Source organism: Enterococcus sp. AZ197, from assembly GCF_050556405.1.
Lineage (GTDB): Bacteria > Bacillota > Bacilli > Lactobacillales > Enterococcaceae > Enterococcus > Enterococcus faecalis.
The window spans coordinates 2,740,544-2,766,348 of the sequence record NZ_CP187873.1; the positions used below are offsets into that span (position 1 = coordinate 2,740,544).

22 protein-coding genes are annotated in these 25,805 nt (G+C 40.0%); 2 read left to right on the forward strand and 20 right to left on the reverse strand.

Annotated features, from left to right (window positions below):
- Positions 1-118: 118 nt before the first annotated feature.
- The 15 genes from mnmG to IGK82_RS13230 form a co-directional block, all read right to left on the reverse strand.
- The gene (gene mnmG, locus IGK82_RS13160; RefSeq protein WP_113843986.1) at positions 119-2,017 is read right to left on the reverse strand and encodes a tRNA uridine-5-carboxymethylaminomethyl(34) synthesis enzyme MnmG; all 1,899 of its coding nucleotides are present in this window, start codon (positions 2,015-2,017) and stop codon (positions 119-121) included.
- Between the two features lie 19 nt (positions 2,018-2,036).
- Entirely contained in the window at positions 2,037-3,434 is a 1,398-nt protein-coding gene (gene mnmE / locus IGK82_RS13165; RefSeq protein ID WP_002355989.1) for a tRNA uridine-5-carboxymethylaminomethyl(34) synthesis GTPase MnmE, read from the reverse strand.
- 232 nt (positions 3,435-3,666) lie between these two features.
- Positions 3,667-8,631, reverse strand: coding sequence for an Ig-like domain-containing protein (locus IGK82_RS13170; protein ID WP_104885684.1), 4,965 nt, complete (start codon positions 8,629-8,631; stop codon positions 3,667-3,669).
- 740 nt (positions 8,632-9,371) lie between these two features.
- Positions 9,372-10,241, reverse strand: a complete 870-nt coding sequence (gene citG, locus IGK82_RS13175) for a triphosphoribosyl-dephospho-CoA synthase CitG (RefSeq protein WP_002355991.1) — start codon at positions 10,239-10,241, stop codon at positions 9,372-9,374.
- 6 nt (positions 10,242-10,247) lie between these two features.
- Positions 10,248-11,420: an NAD(P)-dependent malic enzyme gene (locus IGK82_RS13180; protein ID WP_010710949.1), complete on the reverse strand. Its 1,173-nt coding sequence runs from the start codon at positions 11,418-11,420 to the stop codon at positions 10,248-10,250.
- 117 nt (positions 11,421-11,537) lie between these two features.
- Positions 11,538-12,935, reverse strand: a complete 1,398-nt coding sequence (locus tag IGK82_RS13185; RefSeq protein ID WP_002355994.1) for an oxaloacetate decarboxylase subunit alpha — start codon at positions 12,933-12,935, stop codon at positions 11,538-11,540.
- Positions 12,928-13,464, reverse strand: coding sequence for a citrate lyase holo-[acyl-carrier protein] synthase (gene citX / locus IGK82_RS13190; protein WP_002390266.1), 537 nt, complete (start codon positions 13,462-13,464; stop codon positions 12,928-12,930). Before citX ends, IGK82_RS13185 begins: the two co-directional genes overlap by 8 nt.
- Complete coding sequence (citF, locus tag IGK82_RS13195) at positions 13,457-14,989, reverse strand: citrate lyase subunit alpha (RefSeq protein ID WP_002355996.1); 1,533 nt, start codon at positions 14,987-14,989, stop codon at positions 13,457-13,459. The genes citX and citF overlap by 8 nt, the downstream gene beginning before the upstream one ends.
- Positions 14,990-14,991: 2 nt before the next feature.
- The gene (gene citE, locus IGK82_RS13200) at positions 14,992-15,879 is read right to left on the reverse strand and encodes a citrate (pro-3S)-lyase subunit beta (RefSeq protein WP_002355998.1); all 888 of its coding nucleotides are present in this window, start codon (positions 15,877-15,879) and stop codon (positions 14,992-14,994) included.
- Positions 15,867-16,175 carry a citrate lyase acyl carrier protein gene (citD, locus tag IGK82_RS13205; protein ID WP_002355999.1) on the reverse strand — a complete coding sequence of 103 codons (309 nt, stop codon included), beginning with the start codon at positions 16,173-16,175 and terminating at the stop codon, positions 15,867-15,869. Before citD ends, citE begins: the two co-directional genes overlap by 13 nt.
- 5 nt (positions 16,176-16,180) lie before the next feature.
- Positions 16,181-17,173, reverse strand: a complete 993-nt coding sequence (gene citC / locus IGK82_RS13210; RefSeq protein WP_002356000.1) for a [citrate (pro-3S)-lyase] ligase — start codon at positions 17,171-17,173, stop codon at positions 16,181-16,183.
- A 32-nt stretch (positions 17,174-17,205) separates the two neighbouring features.
- Positions 17,206-17,340: an OadG-related small transporter subunit gene (locus IGK82_RS13215; RefSeq protein WP_002356001.1), complete on the reverse strand. Its 135-nt coding sequence runs from the start codon at positions 17,338-17,340 to the stop codon at positions 17,206-17,208.
- A gap of 21 nt (positions 17,341-17,361) precedes the next feature.
- Complete coding sequence (locus IGK82_RS13220; protein ID WP_002383526.1) at positions 17,362-18,477, reverse strand: sodium ion-translocating decarboxylase subunit beta; 1,116 nt, start codon at positions 18,475-18,477, stop codon at positions 17,362-17,364.
- Positions 18,478-18,506: 29 nt separating this feature from the next.
- The gene (locus tag IGK82_RS13225; RefSeq protein ID WP_002363547.1) at positions 18,507-18,908 is read right to left on the reverse strand and encodes an acetyl-CoA carboxylase biotin carboxyl carrier protein subunit; all 402 of its coding nucleotides are present in this window, start codon (positions 18,906-18,908) and stop codon (positions 18,507-18,509) included.
- Positions 18,892-19,254: a hypothetical protein gene (locus IGK82_RS13230; RefSeq protein WP_002356004.1), complete on the reverse strand. Its 363-nt coding sequence runs from the start codon at positions 19,252-19,254 to the stop codon at positions 18,892-18,894. The genes IGK82_RS13225 and IGK82_RS13230 overlap by 17 nt, the downstream gene beginning before the upstream one ends.
- A gap of 403 nt (positions 19,255-19,657) precedes the next feature.
- Here IGK82_RS13230 and IGK82_RS13235 point away from each other — a divergent pair, with 403 nt between their 5' ends.
- Entirely contained in the window at positions 19,658-21,055 is a 1,398-nt protein-coding gene (locus tag IGK82_RS13235; protein ID WP_002356005.1) for a CitMHS family transporter, read from the forward strand.
- A gap of 133 nt (positions 21,056-21,188) precedes the next feature.
- Positions 21,189-21,884, forward strand: a complete 696-nt coding sequence (locus tag IGK82_RS13240; RefSeq protein WP_002356006.1) for a GntR family transcriptional regulator — start codon at positions 21,189-21,191, stop codon at positions 21,882-21,884.
- 43 nt (positions 21,885-21,927) lie between these two features.
- Here IGK82_RS13240 and IGK82_RS13245 read toward each other — a convergent pair whose 3' ends face one another.
- From IGK82_RS13245 to rpmH, 5 genes are all read right to left on the reverse strand, one after another.
- On the reverse strand, positions 21,928-22,650 hold the full coding sequence (locus IGK82_RS13245; protein WP_002363545.1) for a response regulator transcription factor: 723 nt from the start codon (positions 22,648-22,650) through the stop codon (positions 21,928-21,930).
- Positions 22,651-22,970: 320 nt separating this feature from the next.
- The gene (jag, locus tag IGK82_RS13250; protein WP_002361456.1) at positions 22,971-23,747 is read right to left on the reverse strand and encodes an RNA-binding cell elongation regulator Jag/EloR; all 777 of its coding nucleotides are present in this window, start codon (positions 23,745-23,747) and stop codon (positions 22,971-22,973) included.
- A 14-nt stretch (positions 23,748-23,761) separates the two neighbouring features.
- Positions 23,762-24,589, reverse strand: coding sequence for a YidC/Oxa1 family membrane protein insertase (locus IGK82_RS13255; RefSeq protein WP_002356010.1), 828 nt, complete (start codon positions 24,587-24,589; stop codon positions 23,762-23,764).
- Positions 24,589-24,945 carry a ribonuclease P protein component gene (gene rnpA, locus IGK82_RS13260; protein WP_002356011.1) on the reverse strand — a complete coding sequence of 119 codons (357 nt, stop codon included), beginning with the start codon at positions 24,943-24,945 and terminating at the stop codon, positions 24,589-24,591. Before rnpA ends, IGK82_RS13255 begins: the two co-directional genes overlap by 1 nt.
- Positions 24,946-25,148: 203 nt before the next feature.
- Positions 25,149-25,283 (reverse strand): 50S ribosomal protein L34, encoded by a 135-nt coding sequence (gene rpmH / locus IGK82_RS13265; RefSeq protein WP_002356012.1) that lies wholly within the window; start codon positions 25,281-25,283, stop codon positions 25,149-25,151.
- Positions 25,284-25,805 lie beyond the last annotated feature (522 nt).

Genomic DNA, 25,805 nt, shown 5'->3' on the forward strand with positions numbered 1-25,805 from the left:
TTATTTAAGACAGTCTTTTTTTGCAGTTTAGAAAAAAAAGTAGACTAATTCAAAACAAAAAAGCAGTTGCTTCTTCACAATCAATCATCCGTGAAGAAGCAACTGCTTCAAATTTTTATTATCCTTGCACTTTCGCGATTTTTCCTTGTTCGATGTAGACCATCAAAATGCTAATGTCAGCGGGGTTCACACCGCTGATACGGCTTGCTTGGGCAATCGTTTCTGGTTGGATTTTTTGTAGTTTTTGTTTTGCTTCTGTAGCCAAGCCGTTAATCGCTTGGTAATCAATGTTTTCTGGAATGCGTTTTGCTTCCATGCGTTTTAGTTTCTCAACTTTTTCCATGGCTTTTTTAATGTAGCCTTCGTACTTGATTTGAATTTCTACTTGTTCAATCACTTTTGGATCGAGCGCCTCTTCAGGTGCAGGAATAAATTGAGCGACTTCTTGATAACTGATTTCTGGGCGTTTCAGAAAATCTCTAGCTAAAATACCATCTTTTAAGCCAGCAGCGCCTTTAGTTTCCAAAAATGCTTGCACTTCTTTGGTTGGTTTAATCCGATGTTTGCCTAAGCGGGCAATTTCCGCTTCAACAGCCGCTTTTTTGACTAGATAGGCGGCATATTGTTCTTCTTTGACTAAGCCAATTTCATGACCCATTTCTGTTAAACGTAAGTCCGCATTGTCATGTCGTAAAATCAAACGATACTCCGCACGTGACGTTAATAAGCGATAAGGTTCGTTAGTGCCTTTTGTAACTAAATCGTCAATCATGACGCCAATATAGCCATCACTACGTTTTAAAACAAGAGGCTCTTTGCCTTGAATTTTCAATGCAGCATTAATTCCTGCCATCAAGCCTTGACCAGCAGCTTCTTCGTAGCCACTAGTTCCGTTCGTTTGACCTGCTGTATAAAGATTCTCAATGACCTTTGTTTCTAATGTTGGGCGTAATTGGTGCGGGACTACCACATCGTATTCAATGGCGTAACCTGTACGCATCATTTCTACTTTTTCTAATCCTTCAATAGAATGAAGCATTTCTGTTTGGACATCTTCTGGTAAAGAAGTAGATAAGCCTTGGACGTAAACTTCTTCGGTATTCAACCCTTCTGGTTCCAAGAACAATTGGTGTCTTGGTTTGTCTGCAAAACGAACAATTTTGTCCTCGATGGATGGGCAATACCGAGCGCCCACACCTTCAACAATCCCAGTAAACATTGGGGCGCGGTGTAGATTTTTTTGAATAATTTCATGCGTTGTTTCATTCGTATAAGTTAACCAACAAGGTTCTTGGTTTTGATTGTAGGCACTATCTGGCGTGCTGTAACTAAAATGGTTGGGTTCTTTATCGCCTGGTTGTTCCTCTGTCACAGAATAATCAATCGTACTTGATTTTACTCGCGGCGGCGTTCCTGTTTTAAAGCGATTGATTTCTAAACCTAATTCTTTTAAATGATTGGCTAAACCAACGGAAGGTTGCGAATTGTTTGGTCCTGATGAATATTTTAATTCACCAATAATAATTTCGCCACGCAAGGCAGTACCGGCAGTAATCACCACTGCTTGACTACGGTATGCGGCACCTGTTGAAGTTACAACACCACGACAAACGCCATCTTCCACGATTAATTCTTCAACAATCCCTTGACGAAGGGTTAAATTTTCTTCTTTTTCAATGGTATGTTTCATTTCTGTCGCATAGGCATGTTTGTCAGCTTGCGCGCGCAACGCACGCACTGCTGGACCTTTACCAGTATTTAGCATCCGCATTTGGATGTAGGTTTTATCAATGTTTTTACCCATTTCACCGCCTAATGCATCGATTTCTCGGACAACGACTCCTTTGGCAGGTCCACCAACAGAAGGGTTACATGGCATAAAAGCAACCATATCTAAATTAATTGTTAAAAGTAACGTTTTAACGCCCATTCGTGCGGCTGCTAAGGCTGCTTCAGAGCCAGCATGTCCAGCACCGACGACAATAACATCATATGATTCTGCTTGATATTGATTCATAAAAAATTCCTCTCTTGTCTTATTTTCCTAAACAAAATTGACTAAATAACTGTGTAATTAATTCATCTTGGACACTATCGCCGACGATTTCCCCTAAGTAATCCCAACAACGGGTCATATCAATTTGAACTAAATCGACTGGCATACCTGCTTCGATGCCGTTAATCACTTCTTGTAACGAAAGCGCTGCTTGATCTAGCAAAGCAATATGACGTGTATTAGAAATATAGGTAGCATCTTTTTCGCCTGTTTGGCCGCCAAAGAAAAGATCAGCAATTTTCGCTTCTAACTGATCTAAGCCTGTGTTTGACAACACCGAAACGGATAAAATTTCTTCTGCAGGGACTAATTCTTGTAATTCGTTAGGATCTAGTTTTGTCGGTAAGTCCATTTTATTTAAAAGAATAACGCGTTTTAAGCCTTTCGTTGCTTCCAACAGTTGACGATCTTCCTCTGTCAATTCTTCGCTTTGATTTAAGACTAACAAAATTAAATCCGAATCTGCTAACGCTTTGCGGCTGCGTTCGACACCAATTCGTTCAACAATGTCTTCTGTTTCGCGAATCCCCGCTGTATCAATTAATTTTAAAGGAACACCGCGAACGTTAACGTATTCTTCAATGACATCACGTGTCGTTCCAGCAATATCTGTAACGATAGCTTTTTCTTCTCGTAACAGATGGTTTAACAAACTGGATTTCCCGACATTTGGTCGGCCAATAATTGCTGTACTTAGGCCTTCTCGCAAAATTTTTCCTTGTTTAGCGGTCGTTAATAATTGTTGAATCTGCGCTTTCACAAATTCGGCTTTTTCTAAAAGTAATTTCGTGGTTAATTCTTCGACATCATCATACTCTGGATAATCGATATTAACTTCTACTTGTGCTAAAGTATTTAAAATTTCTTGTCTTAATGAACGAATTAACGCCGACAAGTTACCATCCAATTGGTTCAATGCAACATTCATCGCTTTATCCGTTTTAGCACGGATTAAGTCCATCACTGCTTCTGCTTGTGAAAGATCCATTCGGCCATTTAGAAAAGCACGTTTTGTAAATTCCCCAGGTTCGGCCATTCGTGCGCCTTCACGTAACAGTAATTGCAATAATTGGTTCACCACGACAATGCCGCCATGACAGTTAATTTCTACCACGTCTTCTCGTGTAAATGTTTTCGGTGCCCGCATCACAGAAAGCATGACTTCATCAATCAATTGATCGTTTTGCGGATCAACAATATGACCATAATGAATCGTGTGCGTGGGGACTTTAGCTAAATCTTTAGTGCCTGACCGATAAACTTTGTTTGCAATAGCAACTGCTTGCTCGCCACTTAAACGAACAATACTAATCGCACCTTCACCTGGCGGCGTAGAAATCGCCGCAATTGTATCAAATTCCATTGTAGCTGATTGCATAATTAGCTTCCTTTCTTCATAACAACAAAAAAAGCGCCCACTCCTCCTGCATTAAAAAATTCAGGTTGGATTTAGCACTTTCACTGCTTGTTCCTTCGATTTTCTGAAAATAGAATAGCACATTTTATTCTATTTGGCAATTTTTCTTCATTAAATGGAACGAGAAAACGTATCATTGAGTGGGGAATTCTCAACAATACGTTTTCTCATCTATAGGAATTAAAGGAGAGAGCTAGTTTTTACGTTTGCGTTTGATGATTCCCATGCTCGCAAGGAGTGCGACAAAGGCGCCAAACAAACTTGTTGTCACGGCTGAAGACTCTTTTTCACCTGTGCTAGGTAAGAAGCCTGTTTTCCCGTGATTTCCAGTGCCATAACTGATGGTGCTTAGTTTAGGGTGGTAGCCACTACCATTTGTACCGAGGCCATTGCCTAGTGAACCTAAGCCAGAACCTGTTGTGCCTAAACCAGAACCTCCATTTGGATTTGAACCTGTGTTTGAACCATTTCCATTATTCCCGCCAGTTGCGCCATTGTTTCCTGTGTTGCCGCCTGTATTGCCGTTATTTCCGCCAGTGTTACCATTGCCTCCTCCAGGATTTGTTGGGTCGGCTGGCGTCATGAAGGTTGTAGCCGTACTGTAATGTCCTGCGCCATCGGTAGCTGTCGCAAGTAAACTTTGTTGAGCAGTCGCTTGTCCCGCTGTTAATTGGATAGCGAAGTTGCCTTCAGCATCGGTGGCACCTACAGCAATCACACTTCTTAATAGTCGGTTACTAATTTGAATGATTCGGTTTGGTTCAGCTGTTCCTTTGATGAGGTAGCCGGCTTTAGACGTTCCTAAAACTGAAGAAACAGTTGGTGCCGCAATTTTAATTTCTGGTTCTCCCGTAATATCGGCTGGCGTCATAAATGTGGTTTTAGGACTCACATTTCCTTGTGTATCTGTGGTTAGTGCGGTTAATGTTTCTTTTTCTGTTGCTAACCCTGCTGCAATATGAACGGAGAAGGTACCTCCAGTAGTTGTATTGCCACTTGCCAATAATTGTTCACTGCTATTGTAAAATTGAACCGTGACATTTGGATCAGCAGTTCCAGTGACTGTATAGCCATTGGCTTTGTTTCCTTCAACCTTCGTAATAGTTGGCGCCGCTAAAACGACATCCGCTGGAATAACGGCTGTAGCTGGTTGACTTTCATTACCAGCGCCATCTTTGCTAATAATCGTAATCGTTTCTCCTGGTGTCACTACGCCAGCTGGTAGAGTCACCGTATATTGGCCGGTTTCGTTAACAGTTGTAGCAGCAATGATGGTTCCGTCTGCGTCACGGACATCAATAGTGGTTTTGGGCTCCGCCGTTCCAGTGATTTCGTAACCTTTACCAGAATTTCCGGTAATAGAATCAATGGTTGGTGTGGCTAAGTCGGCTGGTGTAGTTGCTGTAGCCGGCTGACTTTCTTTTCCTGTTGCATTTTTCGCTACAACAGTTATTGTTTCGTTAGCTGAGGCCTTCCCTGGCTCTAAAGTCACTGTGTATTTGCCATCAGTTCCAGTAGTTGCCATGCCAAGGACTGTACCATCGGCATCACGCACCTCAACTGTTGTACCAACTTCTGCTGCTCCTACTACTTGATAGCCTTTTGTCGTGCTACCAGTGATTTTGTCAACAGTAGGTGTCGCGACTGGTGCATCTGGATCAGCAGGTGTTTTGAAAGCAGTCGGATTACTTTCTTTCCCAGCAGCATCTTTCGCAATGGCAGTTAAGGCTTCGTTAGCTGTTGCTGTGCCCGTCGGAAGAGTGATTGTAAAGGCGCCAGCACCATCAGTCGTTCCCGTAGCAATAACTAAACCTGCTTCATTGTGAATCTCAATGGTGACATTTGGCTCTGCCGTGCCGGTTACTTGATACCCAGTGGCAGTTGTTCCTGTAACAGTCGTCACAGTTGGTGCTGCTACGGTTGCATCTTCAGGGACCGTCACTTCCGTTGGTTGACTTTCATTGCCGTCACCGTCTTTTCCAACAACTGTTAATGTATCACCAGGATTAGCGGCTCCCGCTGGAAGGTCCACAGTAAAGTTTCCTTGATCATCCGTTGTCGTTGTACCAATAATTGTTCCATCTGGGTTCCGTACTTCAATGGTGGTATTAGGGTCCGCCGTCCCAGTGATTTCATAACCAGTTGTTGAATCTCCAGTAATGTCACCAATTGTTGGTGTGGTAACATCAGCGGGTGTCATAGCTGTAGTTGGTTGACTCTCAAGTCCAGTATCATTTTTAGCAACTACATTCACTGTTTGTTTAGCTGTTGCTTTTCCTGAAGCTAACGTCACAGTATATTGGCCAGTCGGTCCAGTTGTTGCGGTGCCTAAAACTGTTCCGTCTGTTGCACGAACTTCAATGGTGGTGCCAAGTTCAGCGGTACCTGTCACTTGATATCCTTGTGTTGTATTCCCAGTAACTTTGTCGACACTTGGCGGTGCCACTACTTCATCTGCTGGTGTTTGGAAGGTTGTCGGTGTACTTGTATTGCCAGCAGGATCTTTGGCTAACGCTGTCAATGTTTCATTCGCATTTGCCGTCCCAGCTGGAAGGTTCACAGCAAAGGAACCAGTCCCATCGGCAGTCCCTGTTGCAATCACGTTCCCATCTGCATCACGAATTTCAATGGTAGCATTCGGATCAGCGGTGCCTGTCACCTGATAACCAGCAACTGAATTACCTGTTACTCCTGTTACAGTTGGTGCTGTAACCGTGGCATCAGCAGGAACAAGGACTTCAGTCGGTTGACTTTCATTTCCTGCGTTATCCTTTCCAATCACTGTTAACGTATCCCCAGGATTTGTCGTTCCCGTTGGTAGCGTTACAGTAAAATCACCATTCGCATCAGAGGTACCTGTACCAATGACTGCCCCAGCTGGATCACGAACTTCGATTGTTGTGTTAGGGTCTGCTGTTCCTGTAATTTCATAACCCGAACCAGAGTTGCCTGTGATGTTATCAACTGTTGGTGCAGTGACATCAGCTGGTGTTGTCGCCGTTGCTGGTTGACTTTCCGTGCCACTAGCGTTTTTCGCTACAACGCTCAGCGTTTGATTTGCTGTTGCTTTTCCTGGATCTAAAGTCACTGTATATTTTCCGTCAGTTCCAGTTGTTGCAGTACCAAGGACCGTGCCAGCTGCATCGCGAACCTCAATGGTGGTGCCAACTTCAGCAGTCCCTTTGACCTCATAGCCTTTTGTTGTACTACCTGTTACAGTCTCAACAATTGGCGTCGCTACGGGTGTATTAGGATCCGCTGGTGTTTGGAACGTTGTTGGCGTACTTTCTGTGCCGCTGGCGTTTTTCGCTACGGCGGTTAACGTTTCATTGGCACCTGCTTCACCTGCGGGAATGGTAACTGTAAACGCTCCTGTCCCATCAGCGGTACCTGTACCTATTACGGTGCCTCCTGCATTTCGGATCTCAACCGTGGCATTGGCGTCGGCGGTGCCTTTGATCTCGTAACCTGCTGTTGAATTGCCTGTTACTCCTGTGATTGTTGGTGCGGTTACGGTTGCTTCATCCGCTGGTGTTTGGAACGTTGTTGGCGTGCTTTCTGTGCCGCTGGCGTTTTTCGCTACGGCGGTTAACGTTTCATTAGCACCTGCTTCACCTGCGGGAATGGTAACTGTAAATGCCCCTGTCCCATCGGCGGTACCTGTACCTATTACGGTGCCTCCTGCATTTCGGATTTCAACCGTGGCATTGGCGTCGGCAGTTCCTTTAACTTCGTAACCTGCCGTTGAATTACCTGTCACTCCTGTGATTGTTGGTGCGGTTACGGTTGCTTCATCCGCTGGTGTTTGGAACGTTGTTGGCGTACTTTCTGTGCCGCTGGCGTTTTTCGCTACGGCGGTTAACGTTTCATTAGCACCTGCTTCACCTGCGGGAATGGTAACTGTAAATGCCCCTGTCCCATCAGCAGTACCTGTACCTATCACGGCACCTCCTGCATTTCGGATTTCAACCGTGGCATTGGCATCGGCAGTTCCTTTAACTTCGTAACCTGCCGTTGAATTGCCTGTTACTCCTGTTACGGTAGGTGCGGTTACTTCACTAGTAGTACCTGCAGCAAAATAAATGTTGGATACACCGTCTGCTGTTGCTAATAAATTAACGTCTAAAAGATCTGTTTGAACGACTGTTCCTACAAAACGAGCATCTAAATTATTGGATAAATTTTGAGGTGTTGAAACGGTAGTTGGTAAAGTAACCGTAGTTGCGCCTAGTAAAGAAGCATCCACTAACTCATTCACACCTGAACCACCAACCGCTAATAAAGGCAAAGCACCTGAAACAGCCACGTTTACCGTGCCTTTGACAGGAAGCAAGGCTGCATTTATGGCTGTGGCGACAAGATTACTTGGGATACTGGTTCCTTTTGCCTCCAAAGCTTGAACTGCCGCATTCAAATCTTGTAAGATGTTTGAAACATTTTGGGCTAAAACTAACCCTAAACCATCACTAATTGGTGCGCTAATGTATGAGCCGTCAGCTGCTAACGTTTCCGGAGCTGTAAATGAAGCAGCACCTAAGTTTTCAATGTTATTCACTAATTCCAATTGACGATTCACTTCCGTCAAATCAATATCAACACCAGTTAAATTCCCTAACGCTCCACTGGTAATTTGAGTAATCACATTGGTTAAATCATTGGCTGCATTCAAAACGGCAGTCAAAAAAGTAACTTTTGAAAGATCAATCGTAACGTTGGTATTGATTGCTGCGCTGCCTGCTGCAGCTACATTTCCTCTTAACTCAGGAGGAACCACTAACACCGCTTGTTTTTGTCCACTAAACACAGCGGAAGCATCTGCTAAAGCGCCACCAGAAACCGTGAAATTAACTGGTTGATTTTGGTTTGCGGCTGTCCAACGATTACTCGTTGAAGTGCCACTGTCATTATTTGACGTAACATTTGATAATAGTTCGATATCCAAGACCGCTGCTGATGCACTGATTGTGCCAGAGGTAACAGCTATACTTACAGGGATTGCTAATGACGTAAATAATAAACCACTTGATATTGCTAAATTAAGCATCTTGCGTTTTGTCCATTTTTTATGCTGACTTTTCCGATTAAAATCCTCAACAATTTTCTTTTTCATCTGATCGTCCCTCTTTTCTTTAAAATAAACGATAAATACCAAGATCATTAGCTTCCCCTAGTTGTTCATCTCCCCCTTTAGCGATTTAAATGGATTTAACACCTGCAGTTTAGTACATTTCCTCAGCTTTTCAAAATATAATGCTGTGAATTTTTATATAAAAATTCATTTGATAACAAACATCCTGGATATGTTAAAAAACTCACTAATTCATTAGTGAGTTATTATACAATGAGAGGAAAATGAGGAAGTTTATACATTTCTCCTCAATCATTAAAGATAAATAAATTATTTTATTATAACTTATCGTTTGATAAATCGATAATTAAATAACGGAAAATTTTTTTATTTTTTTGAGAAATTCCACTATTATTTTTTCTGCTTCTTTGACTGTTTTTATCAATTTTATGGCTGTAAGTCATAAAAACTTTACATCAAAAAAATGACTCTAATCTATAACAATTTTTTCTGTTTTTAAGATTTTTTTATGAAATTTTTTATATTAAAAAAATTTCATAAAAAAAGGCGACAGCCGTTTTTGAACGAATGCCGCCTTTTAGATAAACAAAAACCTGATTCTAAAAGAATCAGGTTTAGGAAAAGCAAATCAAGATTCGCTTCAACTGTTTATCATCGTATTTGTATACTCTGATAAGAATGATTTCGTAATAAAATATACTGTGTTTCGTGGTATTTGTCAATCGCTTTCTTGAATTCTCTTGAGACCTTTCCATAAGCATATAAGGTCAAAATAACTGACCAAATCAGCGTTGTAACTATCTTTTTAATTAAGGGGTCAGCCAATTTAATTTCATTAGTTTATCTAAAAACACCACCAAAATTAAAGCATCTGCACTGCCACCAATACTCCAATTTTTTTCTTTGAATAAGTGATTCAATCTTTCTAAACAAAGGGTTCCCCGTAACGTTTGTGTCCCCCCTAAAGCAAAATATTCCTGGATTAACGGTTGATATATTTCAAAAATTTGGACATTTTGACTTCGTTTAATCAAATTCGTATCCTCAACATAGAGCGATAAATAAAGGAGCGTATCAATGAGTTTTTGTTGTTGTGTGCCTTGATGTTTTTGATAATAAGGCACTCCCTGTTCAAAGACAGCGGGATAACCTTGTTGCGCCTCACCACGGATTCCAGTCAAGCCATGCTGAACAAATAGTCGTTCACCCCAAGTTAGTTTTTCTAGCTCATTCGTAGCGAGGTTTTCAAAGTCAGCCAATAAGTCTTGCGTCATTGTTTGAAGCGTTTGTTGAAACAATTGTAAGGTGCAAGGGGTCTCCCAAATCATTAAACGACCACAGATAGCTAAAAAAATACCTAGAGAAAAAATCGCTCCTTTATGTGTATTGATACCTTCTGTTGCCTCAAACATCGCTCGTTCTGCTTCTAAACCAACTTGTCGAATTGCGCGAAATGTTGCCTCAATCGGCAAATGACGTAGCTCTGTCCCAGCTTGAACGAAGGTTTCAAAATAAGGAGTCAAAACCACACTACTTTCTAAAAAAGTGAAAACATCCATATCTTGATGGGCGCCTGCATCGACTGGATCCACCAAGCCTGGTTTATTTAAACAGGTCACTTCATAGAGTAGTGCCAATTGTGCTTGCTGCGCTAATTTACTCCTTGCTTGCTTTGTCATTGCCTTTTACGTCCCTTCTTCTGCCGTGGTCTTTTCTTGTTTTATATAGTCTAGTACAGCATTAAAAACCGTGTCAACTACGCCGCCATCAAATACATTAGGTATAAATTTTTCTGCTGTGGGTTCTGAAATCATAGCGGCCAAGCTTCGTGCTACTGTCATTTGCAAACCGACATCGACTTTTCTGCCTTTCGCTGCCAATAACCCTTTAAAAAGACCTGGAAAAGCTAAAATGTTGTTCACTTGATTCGGATATTTGGAAGAACCAGTTGCTAATAAACGGACGCCATTGGCTTGGGCGAGGGCTGGTTCAATTTCTGGTTTAGGATTTGCTAAAGCAAAGATAATTGGGTCTTGGTTCATTGATTTAATCAGGGCTGGCGTTAGCACATCCGCTTCTGATAAGCCTAAAAAAACATCCTGATTGACGACAGCGGTGGCTAAATCTTTGTTTTCTACTGATGGTTTTATTACCTGTCGAAGCAAAGCACGTTGGTAAGGATTCAATGTCGGGTCTTCTTCTCTTAAAACACCTTGGCGATCTACTAAGGTGAGATGCGTAATCCCCGCTTGAATACATAACTTAGCGGTCGCTACACCAGAAGCTCCAACTCCGTTAATCACCACACGTAATTCATTTAAAGGTTTTCCTTTAATTTTAGCTGCGTTAATTAGCCCAGCTAAAACGACAATGGCAGTGCCTTCTTGGTCATCATGATACACAGGAATGTTCAAACGTTGTTGAAGTTTTTCTTCAATTTCAAAACATTTTGGTGCAGAAATATCTTCTAAGTGGATTCCTGCAAAACTATTTTGTAAATTTTCAATTGTTTGAACCATCTCGTCAACTGATTTTTGTTCCAGTGCTAAAGGAATAGCATCGACCCCCGCCAAATTTTTATAAAGTAAAGCTTTGCCTTCAACAATTGGCAAGCCCGCTTGCGTGCCCATATTGCCGAGACCCAGAACAGCTGACCCATCTGTAATAACCGCAATTAACTTACCACTAATGGTCCACTCGCGCGCTAATTCATGATTTTGAGCAATCATTAAACTCAATTCTGCGACACCAGGTGTATACATTTTGGCTAAATCATGATGGTTTAACACCGCTTCTGTTGCTTCAAGACTTAGTACACCAATATTTTTTTGATGAATTGCTAGAACTTCTTCTAACACATTGTCACTTCCTTTCACGGGCTGCCTTTTTTCTATTTGATGAAGCAAGGGTTTGAACAACCGTTATCGTCGCTCAAACCCTTGCTTCTTTATACATTTGCGGAGCACTTGCCTGTTCTATTCTGGCAAGTCAAGTTTGACTGTCACTTTCTGTAACGGTACATCGTAAAAAGGATCTTCACGACGTCCTAAAAAGTCTTTTCCTTGTTGCGGGAACATCGCATATAATAGGACATCCTCTTCAGATTTTGCGTATTGTTGGATTTCCTTTTCTAAACTATGCAACTCTGGTTTCAATAAATCCGCTGGTCGACAAGTGATTACCTCTTCATCCCCAATGATTTTTTGCTTAATCTCTTCTGCGATAGGTGCTGGTGATTTGCCATATTCTCCGCGCACATAATCTTTGATTTCATTCGGTATTAAGGAATATCTTTCCCCAGAAATCACATTCATTAAGGCTTGTGTTCCAACCATTTGTGAAAGCGGCGTAACTAGTGGTGGATACCCTAAATCTGCTCTTACTTTAGGTACTTCAGCTAAAACTTCTTCATATTTGTCTTGTAAACCTTGCTCCGTTAATTGACTTAATAAGTTTGATAACATACCACCAGGCACTTGATAAATCAAGGTTTTCGGTTCCGTATCTTTAACTTTAGGGTTTAAAATGCCTTCACTTCTAAAGCGATCACGAATCGGATTAAAATAGTCAGCAATCTCTGTTACTTTTTCCATATTTAAACCTGTTTCAAAGCCTAAATCTTCTAACGCAATGGCTACAGATTCTGTGGCTGGTTGACTCGTACCGCCAGCGAAAGAAGAGATAGCTGTATCGATGATATCCGCACCTGCTTCAGCAACTTTTAAATAGGTCATCTCAGAAATACCACTAGTCGCATGCGTATGCACCTCTAAAGGTAAATCAATGGCATCTTTCATTTTGCTCACTAATTCAAAACCAGTTTGTGGCGTCAAAACGCCTGCCATATCCTTAATACAAATGGAATCCGCTCCTGTTTGACTTAATTCTTTGGCTAATTTTACAAAGTAATCGATGGTATGAATTTCACTCGTGGTATAAGAGATCGCTGCTTGACAGTGTCCGCCAGCTTCTTTTGTTGTTTGAATTGCTGTTTGTAAATTACGGACATCATTCAAGGCATCGAAAATACGAATAATATCAATCCCATTTTCAACTGATTTTTCGACAAAGGCCCGCACCACATCATCAGCGTAATGACGATATCCTAGTAAATTTTGTCCTCGTAATAACATTTGAAGTTTGGTATTTTTAACTTCTTTGCGAATTTGGCGAAGACGTTCCCAAGGATCCTCGTTTAAATAGCGGACACATGAATCAAACGTTGCCCCGCCCCACATTTCTAATGCATGAAATCCTGCCTCGTCCATTGTTTTAATAATCGGCAGCATATCTGAGGTTGGCATCCGTGTTGCAATTAAACTTTGTTGTCCATCCCGTAGCACCGTTTCTGTAAAACGAATTTTTTTACTCACTTGGCTGCTCCTTTCGTGTCAAAATTATTTCTGTTATTTTTTCTTGCATTGCTTCAAGACTGTGACGTCGATTTCGTCCACAGACTTTCGCCTCTTCTTGGCAAATAAAACAGCGCCGTGGTGGCAAGCCTAAATCTCCTCGATGAAGGCTTTTTAGTTCCTCATTTCCCCATAAAACATCTAGGTCCACTAAACGACCATAAGGATGTGTTTCTTCAATTTTGACCATTCTTTGTTTTAATTCTTGTGGGGCTAACGAAACCGCCAAATAATATTCAGGCCCTGTTTTTTCATTCCGGTAAAAATTAACAATCGGTACTTGATCCAGCAATTGTTGCTCGACTTCGTCAATTACTTCTAAAAAAACAGCCGTTAAGGTGGGCGAATTTTTTACTTCTCCAGGAATATTCATTGTGGCAGATAAGAGACTAGCTTCTGGTGCTGTTTCTAACAACTCCTTCTGTGTGGCAGCTCTTTGTTCGCGAGCATCCAACATCTCTAAAAGTGTTACTTTTTCCCCATTAAACATTGCGTACCACATCAATTAGACTACCATCTCGGTATTCAATTAACGCAACGACTTTGTCTCCATATTTAATTGGTTCCGGGGTGCCAACAATGTTGTAGGCTTTGTCTTTCAACTCTTCTAACGTAAACTGAGGAACATCTAAGGTTTTAAAACAATCAATTAAGTCTGTTCTTTTTGGATTGATTGCAATGCCGACTTCTGTTACTACGACATCGACACTCGTACCTGGTGTAACGACTGTATTTACTTGCTCAACGATTGTTGGAATCCGTCCACGCACAAGTGGTGCAATCACTAGACTCATTTTACAAGCCATACTTGTATCGGAATGTCCGCCAGAAGCACCACGGATGACACCATCTGAACCAGTAATGACATTTACATTAAAATCTGTGTCCACTTCTAAAGCAGATAAAATAGCTGTATCTAATTGATTAATAACCGCCCCTTTGCTAAGCGGTGAAGCATACATATTGGCATCAATTTCATAATGATTGGCATTTTCTCCTAAAGAAATAGCTGATGGATGATCAAAGTCTTGGACGTCAATAATTTTTTCTACTAAACCTTCTTCCAAAAGTTCCACCATTGCATTCGTAATTCCGCCTAAAGCGAAACTTGCTTTAATGCCATCTTTAAGCATTTGTTCTCTCATAAACCGCGTAACTGCTAGTGAAGAGCCACCTGTTCCTGTTTGGAATGAGAAGCCTTCTTTGTAGTAAGGAGAATGTGTAATTATTTTTGCGGCATATTCAGCAATCAATAATTCTTTAGGATTCTTTGTAAAACGTGTCGCGCCTTTGGCAATTCCATCTGGATCACCAATTGCATCAATTTCTACCACATAATCAACATCTGTTTGTGGAATACTAATAGGGGTATTAGGATATGGCACTAATGTGTCAGTAATGATGACCACTTGATCCGCATATTTTGCATCGACCATCGCATATCCAAGAGAACCACAGGTAGCTTTTCCTTTGGTTCCATTCGCATTTCCATAAGCGTCTGAACTTGGTGCACCTAAGAAAGCTACATCAATATGGATATCGCCTGCTGCTACTGCCCGTGCCCGGCCACCATGTGAACGAATCACCACAGGATTTTCCATTATACCTGCTGAAATAGCGGCGCCTACTTTATCTCTCAAACCTGAAGAAGTAATGTTGGTGACTACTCCATTTTTAATGTGTTCGATCAAAGGTTCATGAACATTTGCAATTGAACTAGGTGCAATCGAAATGTTTTTCAGCCCCATGGCGGCAATCTCGGCTAAAACTAAATTCATCACATAGTCTCCTTCACGGAAATGGTGATGGAAAGAGATGGTCATGCCATCTTTTAAACCTGTTTTTTCAATTGCTTCACGAATACTTCCTAAAAGTTTTGTCTCCCGAGGTTTCACTGGTTTAATTGCTCGGCTCGCTTCTTGATAAGCATCAATGTGTGCTAATTCTCCTTCATAAATGCCGTATTGCTCTGCATAAGATTGAGGAATGTCTTTGCCTACTTTATTTACTACCATGTCTATATTTCCTCCTCGGTAATTAATTTAGCCGCCAATGCTAACGCAATGACCCGTTCAGCTCGTTCAACAATTGGTTTATCAACCATTTTTCCATTTACGGAGATAACACCGGAACCTTTTGCTTCGGCTTCCCGAATGCCCCAGATTACTTCCTTAGCATTCTGGATTTCTTTTTCTGTTGGCGCATAAATAGTATTAACTAATGGGATTTGACGAGGGTTAATCACCGATTTCCCATCGAAACCTAGCTGTTTAATCAAACGAACTTCGGCTTCAAAGCCTTCCGTATTGTCTACATCTGAATAGACCGTATCAATAGCTGCAATCCCAGCTGCTCGAGCGGCATGTAAAATCATGCTACGAGCAAAGAATAGTTCTTGGCCATCTGGATGGCGCCGTGTTTTCATATTGGTAACATAGTCTTCGGCGCCTAACGCGATGCCAATCAAGCGAGTTGAACTTTTGGCAATCGCGGGCGCATTTAGAACACCTTCAGCCGATTCGATAGCAGCCATCATTTTCGTTGTTCCTACGGGAATGTCATTTTGCTGTTCTACTTCTGTAATGACTGCCTCGACATCAATGATATCTTGGGCTGTTTCTGTTTTTGGTAAACGAATCACATCGACACCAGCTAAGACCATTGCTTCAATATCTTCTGCACCACCAGCATCTAAAGCATTGATCCGAACAACAATTTCAATATTGCCATAATCGAAAGTTTTCAAAGCAGAATGGACTAAAACACGGGCAGAGTCTTTTTCTTTTAATGAAACTGCATCTTCTAAATCAAACATGATTGAATCTGCCCCATACAAAGGTGCATCTCTTAGCATTGCCGCGTTCGCTCCAGGGACAAACATCATTGTTCTTCTTAAACGTTCCATGAGTCCAACTCCTTCCAATCATACGTTTCTTTTTCAGCGCCTCGATGTAAAACTGTAATCATCCGAGCTTTGATTGTACAATCTAATGCCCCTTTATCAATCGCCTTGACCGCAACGCCTTGGACATCTAAATGTTCCAAAGTTGTCGTAATCACCTGACGAATTTGATTGCCAAATTGTTTTTCGACACTACTTTCTAATTCAATGGTATTTTCTGTTGATTCAATGGGTTGGACGGTAATCATAATATCACTTGATTCTACTGTCCCTGCAGTAGCATTTTTGATAATCTTCACTTTCTTCACCTCATTAGTTTCTTGTGTTCTACTAAGTATTGATAACTTGTTGCTGGTAAAAACTTCTTGAGTGTCTCTTTGTCGCCTTCAGCCATCGCTTTGCGAACTTTCGTCGCACTAATCAGCTCTCCATCACTCGCTAATCGCGGGACAATGGTTAGCGTTATCGTTTGTCCGAAAACTTGTTGCATTGCTTGATTGTAGACAGCGGTCACTTCTGAATAAGGCTCTTCTCCCACATAACGTTGCTGAATTTCAAGTATTGGCGCAATTCTTTCTTTAAATAACGTTGCATCAAGCGTTGCTTGAATTGCAGCTACCTCTAATGGCGCTTTTTCTTTCAAAAAATAGGTAGGAAAAGTCGCAGACGAAACTAAGTAATCTTCTGTAGATAGGACTGTCACATTGGGTAAATGGGCGACCCCTTTTTGCACCATTGCGAAACGTGCTTCTTTTGAAAATAGCGATTTATCTTCAGATAAAACAAACACATAAACGTGTGGACTTTCTTTGGCTGCTTTTTCGACTAAGTACTGATGGCCTTTCGTAAAAGGATTTGCATTCATGACAATGCTACTGGCTGGCCCTGCTTTTTTATGCTGTGTCAGGTAACCAAGATAATCGGCAAAATCTGGTTTGCCTTGCTCCATAAATAGCACCTCTTGGTTCGCAACCACTTTTTGAAAGCCTAGCGACTGAAAAATTTGTTCATTTTTTGGTTTTGTATACAAAAAACTGTGTAATTGGTTTTCTTCTCTCAGTTTTTCAAGTAGATGAACCACCAATTGGGTTAACAAATTTTCAGATTGATATTTTTTACAAACGGCCACGCACTTAATCGTTTTGCCTGAAAGCGAGCCAGAGGCGATTAATGCTGTGTCATCATATATGCCAACGGTGTAATCAAGTGCTTCTGTCGTTTGCAATTCGGCTTTTTCCATTAATTCGCGCCAAGCTTGATAAGCTTTTTTATCTTTTTGCAACCAGATTCTTTTCATTGTATATACGCTGCTCACAGCAATAACCTCCTTTATTTTTTAATTGGAAATAATTTTGTTAGTAATTTAGATGCTAGATAAATGATAAATAAAACAACGAAAACGCCGCCCCAACCAAAACCTAACAGTTCAAAAGCAATTTTTAAATCTTCCATGTTAACAGACATGTATTCGTTCTCCTTTCCGTCCTATGTTAAAAAGGCTAATAGTAAGCCACCAGCAATTACAGAAGCGATTTGTCCTGAAACGTTGGCACCAGCAGCATGCATTAAAATAAAGTTTTGTGGGTCTTCATCTGTAGCCATTTTTTGAATGACCCGACTAGACATTGGGAAAGCGGAAATACCCGCAGCACCAATCATGGGATTGATTTTTTCTTTTCTAAATAAATTCAAGAATTTAGCAAAAAGCACGCCGCCGACTGAGTCCATAATAAAGGCGACTAACCCTAAGCCAATAACCATCAATGTATCGACTTTTAAGAACTCTGCATAGTTCATGCTAACGGAAATAGATAGTCCTAGCAAGATACTAATAATATTTACCAATTCATTTTGAGCTGTAATGGATAAACGATCCAAAACGCCACATTCTCTTAATAAGTTCCCAAACATTAAGAAACCAACTAATGGTAATGACACCGGCGCAATTAACCCTGCGACAATCGTAATAACAACCGGGAAAAGAATTTTCGCTGTTTGAGAAACTTCACCGGCCCGATAAGTCATACGGATACGACGTTCAGCTTTCGTCGTCACTGCTTTAATCGCTACTGGTTGAATAATTGGAACTAACGCCATGTAGGAGTAAGCGGCAACCATTATGGCCCCCATGTATTTTGAATGTAAGGTATTTGCTACGAAAATAGACGTTGGACCATCAGCGGCACCAATAATCCCAATCGAAGCAGCATCGTTTAAATCAAAACCTAATAAAACAGCCATAATAACTGTAAAGAAAATCCCAAACTGTGCAGCGGCACCAAACATCAACATAAACGGATTTTGTAACAATGGCCCGAAATCAATCATTGCCCCAATCCCAATAAATAATAATAACGGGAATAATTCTGTTTTTATTCCAAAATCAAAAAGAACATTAAACGGACCTGGCTCGCCGCCAGCGCTCAATACGCCGGAATTAGGAAAGTTCACTAAAATCGTTCCTAAACCCATCGGCACTAAAAGTGTTGGTTCATATTCTTTTTTTATTCCTAAATACATTAATAGTCCACCAATCAGCATCATCACAATGCGTCCTGGTTCTTGGCCCATTCCTATAACACCTTGAATCAGTGTCTCCACACAAATCACTTCCTCTTCTTAAATTAATTCTAGTTAATTGTTATTAATGGTTCCCCTGGATTCACAATTTGGCCTTGGGTAACATGAATTCCTGTTACCGTACCTGCTTTTCCTGCAACGATTTCATTTTCCATCTTCATTGCTTCTAAAATTAACAATGGTTGGTTCTCAGACACCGTATCACCAACATTGACTAATACTTTTAACACAGTTCCTGGCATTGGCGCAGGCATTGCATCTGCTCCTGCTGGGGCGGCTGGCTGTGCTGCTGGCGCTGGGGCTTCTTCAACAGCAGGGGCTGGTGTTTCTGTCGTAGCAACTGGCGCTGTTGGTTGTGGCGCAACAGGTGCTGGTTGTGGGACGCCACCGATTTCTTCCATCTCGACTAAATATTCTTTCCCATCAATTGAAATTTTAAATTTGCGTAACATAATGATCCTCCTCAAGGTTTTGTTTTGAAATTCTTTTGACAACTAGCTGAGACTCTTCTGAAAGCTCTGCAGCTATACTGGCTGCAATAATGGCAACTTCTTTTGCTTCTGGATTTCGTTTTGCGATTTTTTTGATAACAAAACGACTTTCTGGAAACTCTCCTGCTGCGATGGCAGTGGCCACAATACTTACCAATTGATATTCTTTTGGCTCAGCAGGAATATATGCTGGTATATCTATCCATCGCTTTTCCAAGTTATCCGCTTCACGTTGGATAACGCTTTCATTAATCTCGGTATCCTGCGTGTGTTGCTCTTTCTTGAATAAGGACTTAAATAGGCCCATATTGTCTCTCCTTTCACTAATTCTTGGTATACGTTCATTATAGAAAAAACCGTTAAAAAACCTAGTGAAAACACTAGCTCAGATTGTTCTTTTATTGTTTATTTTGTGAAAAAAACTCTGTAAACATTGGTATATAAGCATTTATCAGCCGTTAAGATTCTATTAATATTATATTAAGTTATTAATAAGAATTTGATTGTTGAATTGTTTTTTTGATGTTCTTTTTGTTTTAGGCTATTTATTCTCTGCGAAAGTTTGTATATTCTCACACTATAGACAAACACAAAAAATATTTTTTGTTGTAAACCAGAATACTGTGAAACATTTCTCATGGCTATTCTTTTTTATTAACACCGGTTGTTAACGCTTACAAAAAAGTTCTAAAAAAGAAAGGAAGAAAAACATGTTACTCACTATTTTAGCTTATGGTATGATTATCATCTTTATGTATGTAATCATGAAAAAGAAATTGTCACCGTTTACATCTTTAGTAATTATTCCTCTTATTTTTACTTTGATTGCAATTGCAACTGGAGTAGCGAGTCCGCCACCTGGTGCTGACGGTGTTGTCCCTGAAGTCAACATTGGGAATTTCGTCTTAGATGGGATTTCAACTACTTCAAAAACTGGTATTATGTTATTATTTGCCATTCTTTACTTCTCTATTATGTTGGATGCTGGTTTGTTTGACCCAATCACTAAAAAAATGATTTACTTTGCTAAAGGCGATCCAATGAAAGTCTTGATGGCTACTGCGGTAGTTGCTGCTGCTGTTTCCTTAAACGGAGATGGAACAACTACGACCTTGATTTGCTGTTCTGCGTTTATTCCCATCTACAAAAAACTTAATATGAAATTGATGAATTTAGGTGTGCTTGTTATCTTACAAAACACCATTATGAACTTATTACCTTGGGGCGGTCCAACAGCTCGTGCCATGGCCGTACTAGAAGTTGATGCCGACATTCTTTCTTATTTAGCACCTGGTATGATTTTATCTGTATTGTATGTTATCTTCTTTGTTGCTTATCGCATGGGGAAAAAAGAGCGTGCTCGCTTAGGCGTGACAACGCTTACTGATAAAGAATTGGAAGAAATGACTATTGTTAACGATCCTGAGTTATTAGAAATTCGTCGTCCAAAGAATTTTGCATTCAATGGTATTTTAACGATTGTCTTAATCGGTTGGTTAGTCCTAAGTTCATTCGTTGGTCAATTAGGTTTGCCTTCGTGGATTGAAATGCCACCGTTATTATTATTCCTAGTTGGTACTTGTATCGCTTTAATGATCAACTATCCAAAATTAAAAGATCAAAGCAGCCGTATCAGTGCAAATGCTGGTGATGCTGTGCAAGTAGTTATCTTAGTTTTTGCTGCTGGCGTCTTCATGGGCTTATTCCAAGGTTCTGGTATGGCCAATGCCTTAGCAAATAGCTTTGTTAATATTATTCCAAAACAATTAGCCGGCGCTTGGGGCTTAGTGATTGCGTTCATTTCAGCACCAGGAACATTCTTTATTTCAAACGACGGTTTCTATTTCGGTGTCTTACCAGTCCTAGCAGAAGCTGGACGTTCTTATGGATTTGACAATATGTCTATGGCTTTAGCTTCCTTAATGGGGCAAGCGTTCCACTTATTAAGTCCATTAGTGGCATTTATTTACTTGCTATTACGTTTAACTGGTTTAGATATGGGCCAATGGCAAAAAGAATCAGCAAAATATGCCTTAGGAATTTTCGTTATTTTCGTTGTTACAATTGTTGCTTTAGGTCACATGCCTTTATTTATTCCACAAAATTAAACGTCGTCGCTGAAACCGTAGGAGTGCCTTTTCTCCTCGGTTTTCTTTTCATTTTGTCTTTTCTTGCGTTATATTTTCATTTTTAATATTATATTTATTATCTATAAAAATAATCTATAGGGAGGTGCCTCATATGAATCCAACGGTTGAAGCAGTAAAACGGAACTTAGATTTAACCAGCAGTAAACCTCTAAAAATTTGTACCTACGAAGCCTTTAAAAAAACCATTATTTTAGGGGATATTCCTGCAGGTGAACGGATTAACGAAAAAGAATTTTCCGAGCAATTAAACATTAGTCGGACGCCCATTCGCTTTGCTTTACAAGAATTGGTCAAAGAACAATTGGTGGAACATATACCTATGGTGGGTATCGTGGTTAAAGGGATTAGTATGAAAGATGCTTATGAAATTTATGATATTCGTAAATCTTTGGACACTTTAGCAACCATTAAAGCCATGGAACTCATGACACCAGAAGATTTTGATGAATTGGAAGCCTTACTTCTCGAAGGAGAACAATACAATAAAAATAACCAAGTAGATGACTTACTACAGAACTTTTCAGATTTTAATTCCTTTATTTATACTAAGAGTCAGATGCTACGTTTAAAAAAAATTGTGACTGATCTCCATGCTTACTTAATCTATTTCAGAGATATTGCAATTCGTGCCTCAGAACGTCGTAGTATTGCCCTAGAAGAACATTGGTTAATTTTCCGCGGAATGAAAACAAAGAATATTGACCAGATCACACTTTTAACCCATGAACATCTAAATCGTTCGCTTCAATTTATTTTGAAAGAAATGGAACGTCGGCAAATTGAATAAGCAAAAAAGACCCGCAGTCGCTCGTGCAACTGCGGGCCTTTTTTCATTTTTTTTGTACGCAACCATCTGGCGTAAAGGTATAACCAATGCCCCAAACGGTCCGAAGGTAACAAGGTTCTTTCGGGTTTTCTTCTAATTTACTTCGTAAACGATTAATAAAAACCATAATCGTATTCGCATCGACATCCCCAGTACCCCAAACACTGCTGTAAATTTGTTCTTTAGAGAATACTTGCTCGGGATTCTCCAGAAAAAATTGAATTAATTGAACTTCTTTCGAAGACAATGAAATAGGTAAATCCTTTTTAAATAGTTGATAACGACCATAATCAAAACGGAAATCACCTACCTGTAGCTCTTCTTTTTTATAAACATTCAATTGTTTTCGAATCATTCGAGCTCGATTCAACGAAGCAATCACCTGAGCCTTAAAAACATTCAAGGAAAAAGGTTTCGTTATATAACTATCCACGCCCATTTCCAAGGCTGCAATGATATCCTCTTCTTCTTTTTTGCTACTAAAAAAGATAATTGGCACTAGTGGATATTTCTCTCTAATCATTTGGACTAAGTAGTAACCATCGCTGTCATGTTCCAAGTTATCATCTAAAATGAACAAATCAAAGGTAACTCTGGACACAATATCTTTTGTTTTTTCAATTGATTCACTTTGGTAAATAAGAATACCTGTTGATTGTAATGCTTTCCAAATCAAGCGACGAACTGCTGCATCATCATCTACAACCAGTATTTTCTCCGTACGCATACCTGTTGCTCCCCCTACGTCTCTTTACAAAACTTTTTCATTTGAATTTACTACTGGAGTAATTACTGATTATCATAACATAAAAAAAGAAACGGAGACGGCTAAAAAATCATTTAACTGGGAAAGAGCCTGGAACAAAACCTGATAAACGGCGGGAACAGAACCAACTCCTTCGGAAATAAGCCGAAATTGTTGAGAATCACGAAGAACGTAGTGATTCGATGATGAACAATACCTACTTGGTCTCCAAAAATTAAAAAGCAATTTTCGGAAATTCCTTCTTATTTCTCGGAGCTAAACGGTTCCGTCCCGACCTCTGTTTAAAAATACTTCTTAACTGGTTCAACCACTAAATACCGATAAGGTTCATCCCCTTCAGAATGGGTTTTGATTTGCTCATCTTTACTTAGCGTGTGATGGATTTGTTTTCTTTCAAAAGCCGGCATTGGTTCCAAGAAGACTGGCCGCCCAGTGCGTTTGGCTTTTTCCGCGGTGCGTTTCGCTAAACGTTCCAAAATTTCATGACGTTTTTCACGATAATTTCCGACATTTACAACAATCGATAGCTTATTGCTTGCAATGCGGTGAATAAAGACTTGCGCTAAATACTGTAACGCATTTAACACTTTTCCGTGTTTTCCAATTAAGATACCTTGTTTTTCTGTTTCTAAATGGAAGATAATATTGCCATTCTCGCGCGCTATGCGAACCATGGCAGGGGCGTTCAGTTCATTTGAAATATTCGTTAAATACATCGCTAATTCAGTAATAGCAGCTTCGTCTTCCAGATTTTCTAAAGAATGTGTTGATTCCTCTGAGAGACTAGGAATTGCTTCGGTTAATTCCTCAACTGCTTCTTCCACTGCTGTTGCTTCATCGGCAACAACAATATCTTCCACTGTTTCTTCGACCGCTTCTGTGACTTGCTCACTAATCGTTGGTTCCATTGAAATTTGGGCAAGTTTTTTTCCTAGACCTAAAAATCCTTTTTTTCCTTCGTCTAACACATCAATTGTAACATCCTCTTTGGTTAAACCAAGTGCTTGTAAGCCTTTCTGCGTTGCTTCTTCGATTGTATTTCCTTCATAAATCGGCATCTGAACGACCTCCTTTATTTTTTCTTCCCTTTTTTCTTAGGACTTTTTGCTCGTTCAAGCGCTCGCTCCCGTGCTTTGGCTTGACGTGCTGCTTCCTCCCGCTCTTTACGGATTTTGAATGGATTGTTTAATAACAATGTTTGCCCTGTTTGGAAGGCATTTGAGACCACCCAGTAAAGAGATAAACTGCTGGCTAATGAAATCCCCATAAAGAAGATCATCGCTGGCATAACGTAATTCATAATTTTCAGTGAGGCATTTGTTTCTAGTTGGCTCATACTTGAAAGATACGTACTAGCAAACGTAAAGACAGCCGCTAAAATCGGTAAAATTAAATACGGATCCGGCTTATCGAGGCTTAACCACAAGAACGTTCCTTCTTTTAACTCAGGCACGCGTGAAATGGCTTGATACAAAGCCATCATGATTGGTAGTTGAACCAACAATGGTAAACAGCCAATGTAAGGATTCACATTATTCTCTGCATACAAACGTTGCTGTTCTTCTCGGAATAAGCGTTGTGTTTCAGGATCTTTTGAAGAATATTTTTGTTGCAAGGCCTTTAATTGCGGTTGCAACTCTTGTGTTTTACGCATACTCTTCGTTTGGAAATGCATCAACGGCAATAAAATAATCCGGATGACTAACGTAAATAGGATAATCCCAATTCCGACACTGCCGCCTAATGATAGGAACTTAATCGCTTGGGCAAAATAATAAACAATGTATCGATCCCAAATTCCTGTACTACTTTCACTTACGGGCGCGGTTCCGCAGGCGGATAAAACAAAGACTAAGGTCACTAACCCAGCCATTAATAATAAGCGCTTATACTTCTTCACTACTCAATTCCCTCTCTTACATCTAATATTTTAGCTAAATTTAACACATGTGTTAAATTAGCTTTCACTTCTTCAGACGATAACTTTTCCAATCCTGGACGTGCAATCACGATAAAATCAATTTCTGGAGAGATACGGTCTTTTAATTGAAATAAACTCGCGCGGATTTTCCGCTTCACAGCATTTCTTGTGACCGCGTTTCCAATTTTCTTCCCAACAGAAATCCCCACTCGAAAATGGGCTTGTTGTGGTTTCTCTAAAACGTACACCACGAAACGACGATTTGCACAAGATTGTTTTTTATTAAACACCTGTTGAAATTCTTTTTCTTTCTTGACACGGTAGGACTTTTTCATCGGCATCCCTTTGTTTCTATATTTTTTTACTTCTTAATAATAATAGCATATTTCCGCTCTTTTTTAGTAGCCTTTTCTATAGAATCCTGCTTTCTTTTATTGAAAACAGAAAAAGAACCCTTAGTTATCTTCACATCTTCCAAAAAATTATGGAGATAACTAAGGGTTCTTAGAAATTGACTGTTTAAAAGACCAGACCATCATTAAGCAGAAATAACTTTTCTACCTTTACGACGACGGCTTGCTAATACGCGACGGCCATTTTTAGTGCTCATACGTTTACGGAATCCGTGAACTTTTTGGCGTTTACGTTTGTTTGGTTGATACGTTCTTTTCATGCAATTACACCTCCTGAAATTGTAACTATCCATCAATATATAGACATACTTTGATAGTATAACGAGTAATAGGGTCTTTTGTCAATAAAATTTAAGAAATATTTCCTGAGAAAGATTCGTTTCAATTATCCACAAATTAAATTTTCCTGTGAGTAGCTTGTGGATAGTTTTCCACATTTTTTTCTGTTCACAGCCATTTTTCCACTAGTTTTACACAAAAAAACAGCCTGTTAAAAAGTTTTACACAGGTGTTTTTTTATCTGTTGATAAGTTCTTGAAACATGATTGTATCAAGCTTAATTATTCTCAACTTTTTGTGGATAACTCATTCAACAACCACTTTCTTCCGCAAGTGTCGACACCCTGTGGAAAACTTTTTTCACTCTTGTGTACTTTTTTTCCACATTGAACAATTGCTTGTGGAAAAAGTTTTAAAAAAATGCTAAAATCGACTATGCTCATTCTTTTAAGTTATCCACATTTTTTAGATAACCAAAATTTAAACATATAGGAGGTCACTGT

What these genes read in the sequence shown, in the direction of transcription:
- IGK82_RS13240 (WP_002356006.1), top strand. Translation starts at nt 21,189, where the DNA reads ATGAATCCAACGGTTGAAGCAGTAAAACGGAACTTAGATTTAACCAGC.
- mnmG (WP_113843986.1), bottom strand. Translation starts at nt 2,017, where the DNA reads ATGAATCAATATCAAGCAGAATCATATGATGTTATTGTCGTCGGTGCT.
- citC (WP_002356000.1), bottom strand. Translation starts at nt 17,173, where the DNA reads ATGAAAAGAATCTGGTTGCAAAAAGATAAAAAAGCTTATCAAGCTTGG.
- rpmH (WP_002356012.1), bottom strand. Translation starts at nt 25,283, where the DNA reads ATGAAAAGAACGTATCAACCAAACAAACGTAAACGCCAAAAAGTTCAC.
- citG (WP_002355991.1), bottom strand. Translation starts at nt 10,241, where the DNA reads ATGACAAAGCAAGCAAGGAGTAAATTAGCGCAGCAAGCACAATTGGCA.
- IGK82_RS13215 (WP_002356001.1), bottom strand. Translation starts at nt 17,340, where the DNA reads ATGTCTGTTAACATGGAAGATTTAAAAATTGCTTTTGAACTGTTAGGT.
- citF (WP_002355996.1), bottom strand. Translation starts at nt 14,989, where the DNA reads ATGGTAGTAAATAAAGTAGGCAAAGACATTCCTCAATCTTATGCAGAG.
- IGK82_RS13225 (WP_002363547.1), bottom strand. Translation starts at nt 18,908, where the DNA reads ATGTTACGCAAATTTAAAATTTCAATTGATGGGAAAGAATATTTAGTC.
- IGK82_RS13170 (WP_104885684.1), bottom strand. Translation starts at nt 8,631, where the DNA reads ATGATCTTGGTATTTATCGTTTATTTTAAAGAAAAGAGGGACGATCAG.
- citE (WP_002355998.1), bottom strand. Translation starts at nt 15,879, where the DNA reads ATGGAACGTTTAAGAAGAACAATGATGTTTGTCCCTGGAGCGAACGCG.
- mnmE (WP_002355989.1), bottom strand. Translation starts at nt 3,434, where the DNA reads ATGCAATCAGCTACAATGGAATTTGATACAATTGCGGCGATTTCTACG.
- IGK82_RS13235 (WP_002356005.1), top strand. Translation starts at nt 19,658, where the DNA reads ATGTTACTCACTATTTTAGCTTATGGTATGATTATCATCTTTATGTAT.
- jag (WP_002361456.1), bottom strand. Translation starts at nt 23,747, where the DNA reads ATGCCGATTTATGAAGGAAATACAATCGAAGAAGCAACGCAGAAAGGC.
- rnpA (WP_002356011.1), bottom strand. Translation starts at nt 24,945, where the DNA reads ATGAAAAAGTCCTACCGTGTCAAGAAAGAAAAAGAATTTCAACAGGTG.
- citX (WP_002390266.1), bottom strand. Translation starts at nt 13,464, where the DNA reads ATGTTTAATGGGGAAAAAGTAACACTTTTAGAGATGTTGGATGCTCGC.
- IGK82_RS13230 (WP_002356004.1), bottom strand. Translation starts at nt 19,254, where the DNA reads ATGGGCCTATTTAAGTCCTTATTCAAGAAAGAGCAACACACGCAGGAT.
- IGK82_RS13245 (WP_002363545.1), bottom strand. Translation starts at nt 22,650, where the DNA reads ATGCGTACGGAGAAAATACTGGTTGTAGATGATGATGCAGCAGTTCGT.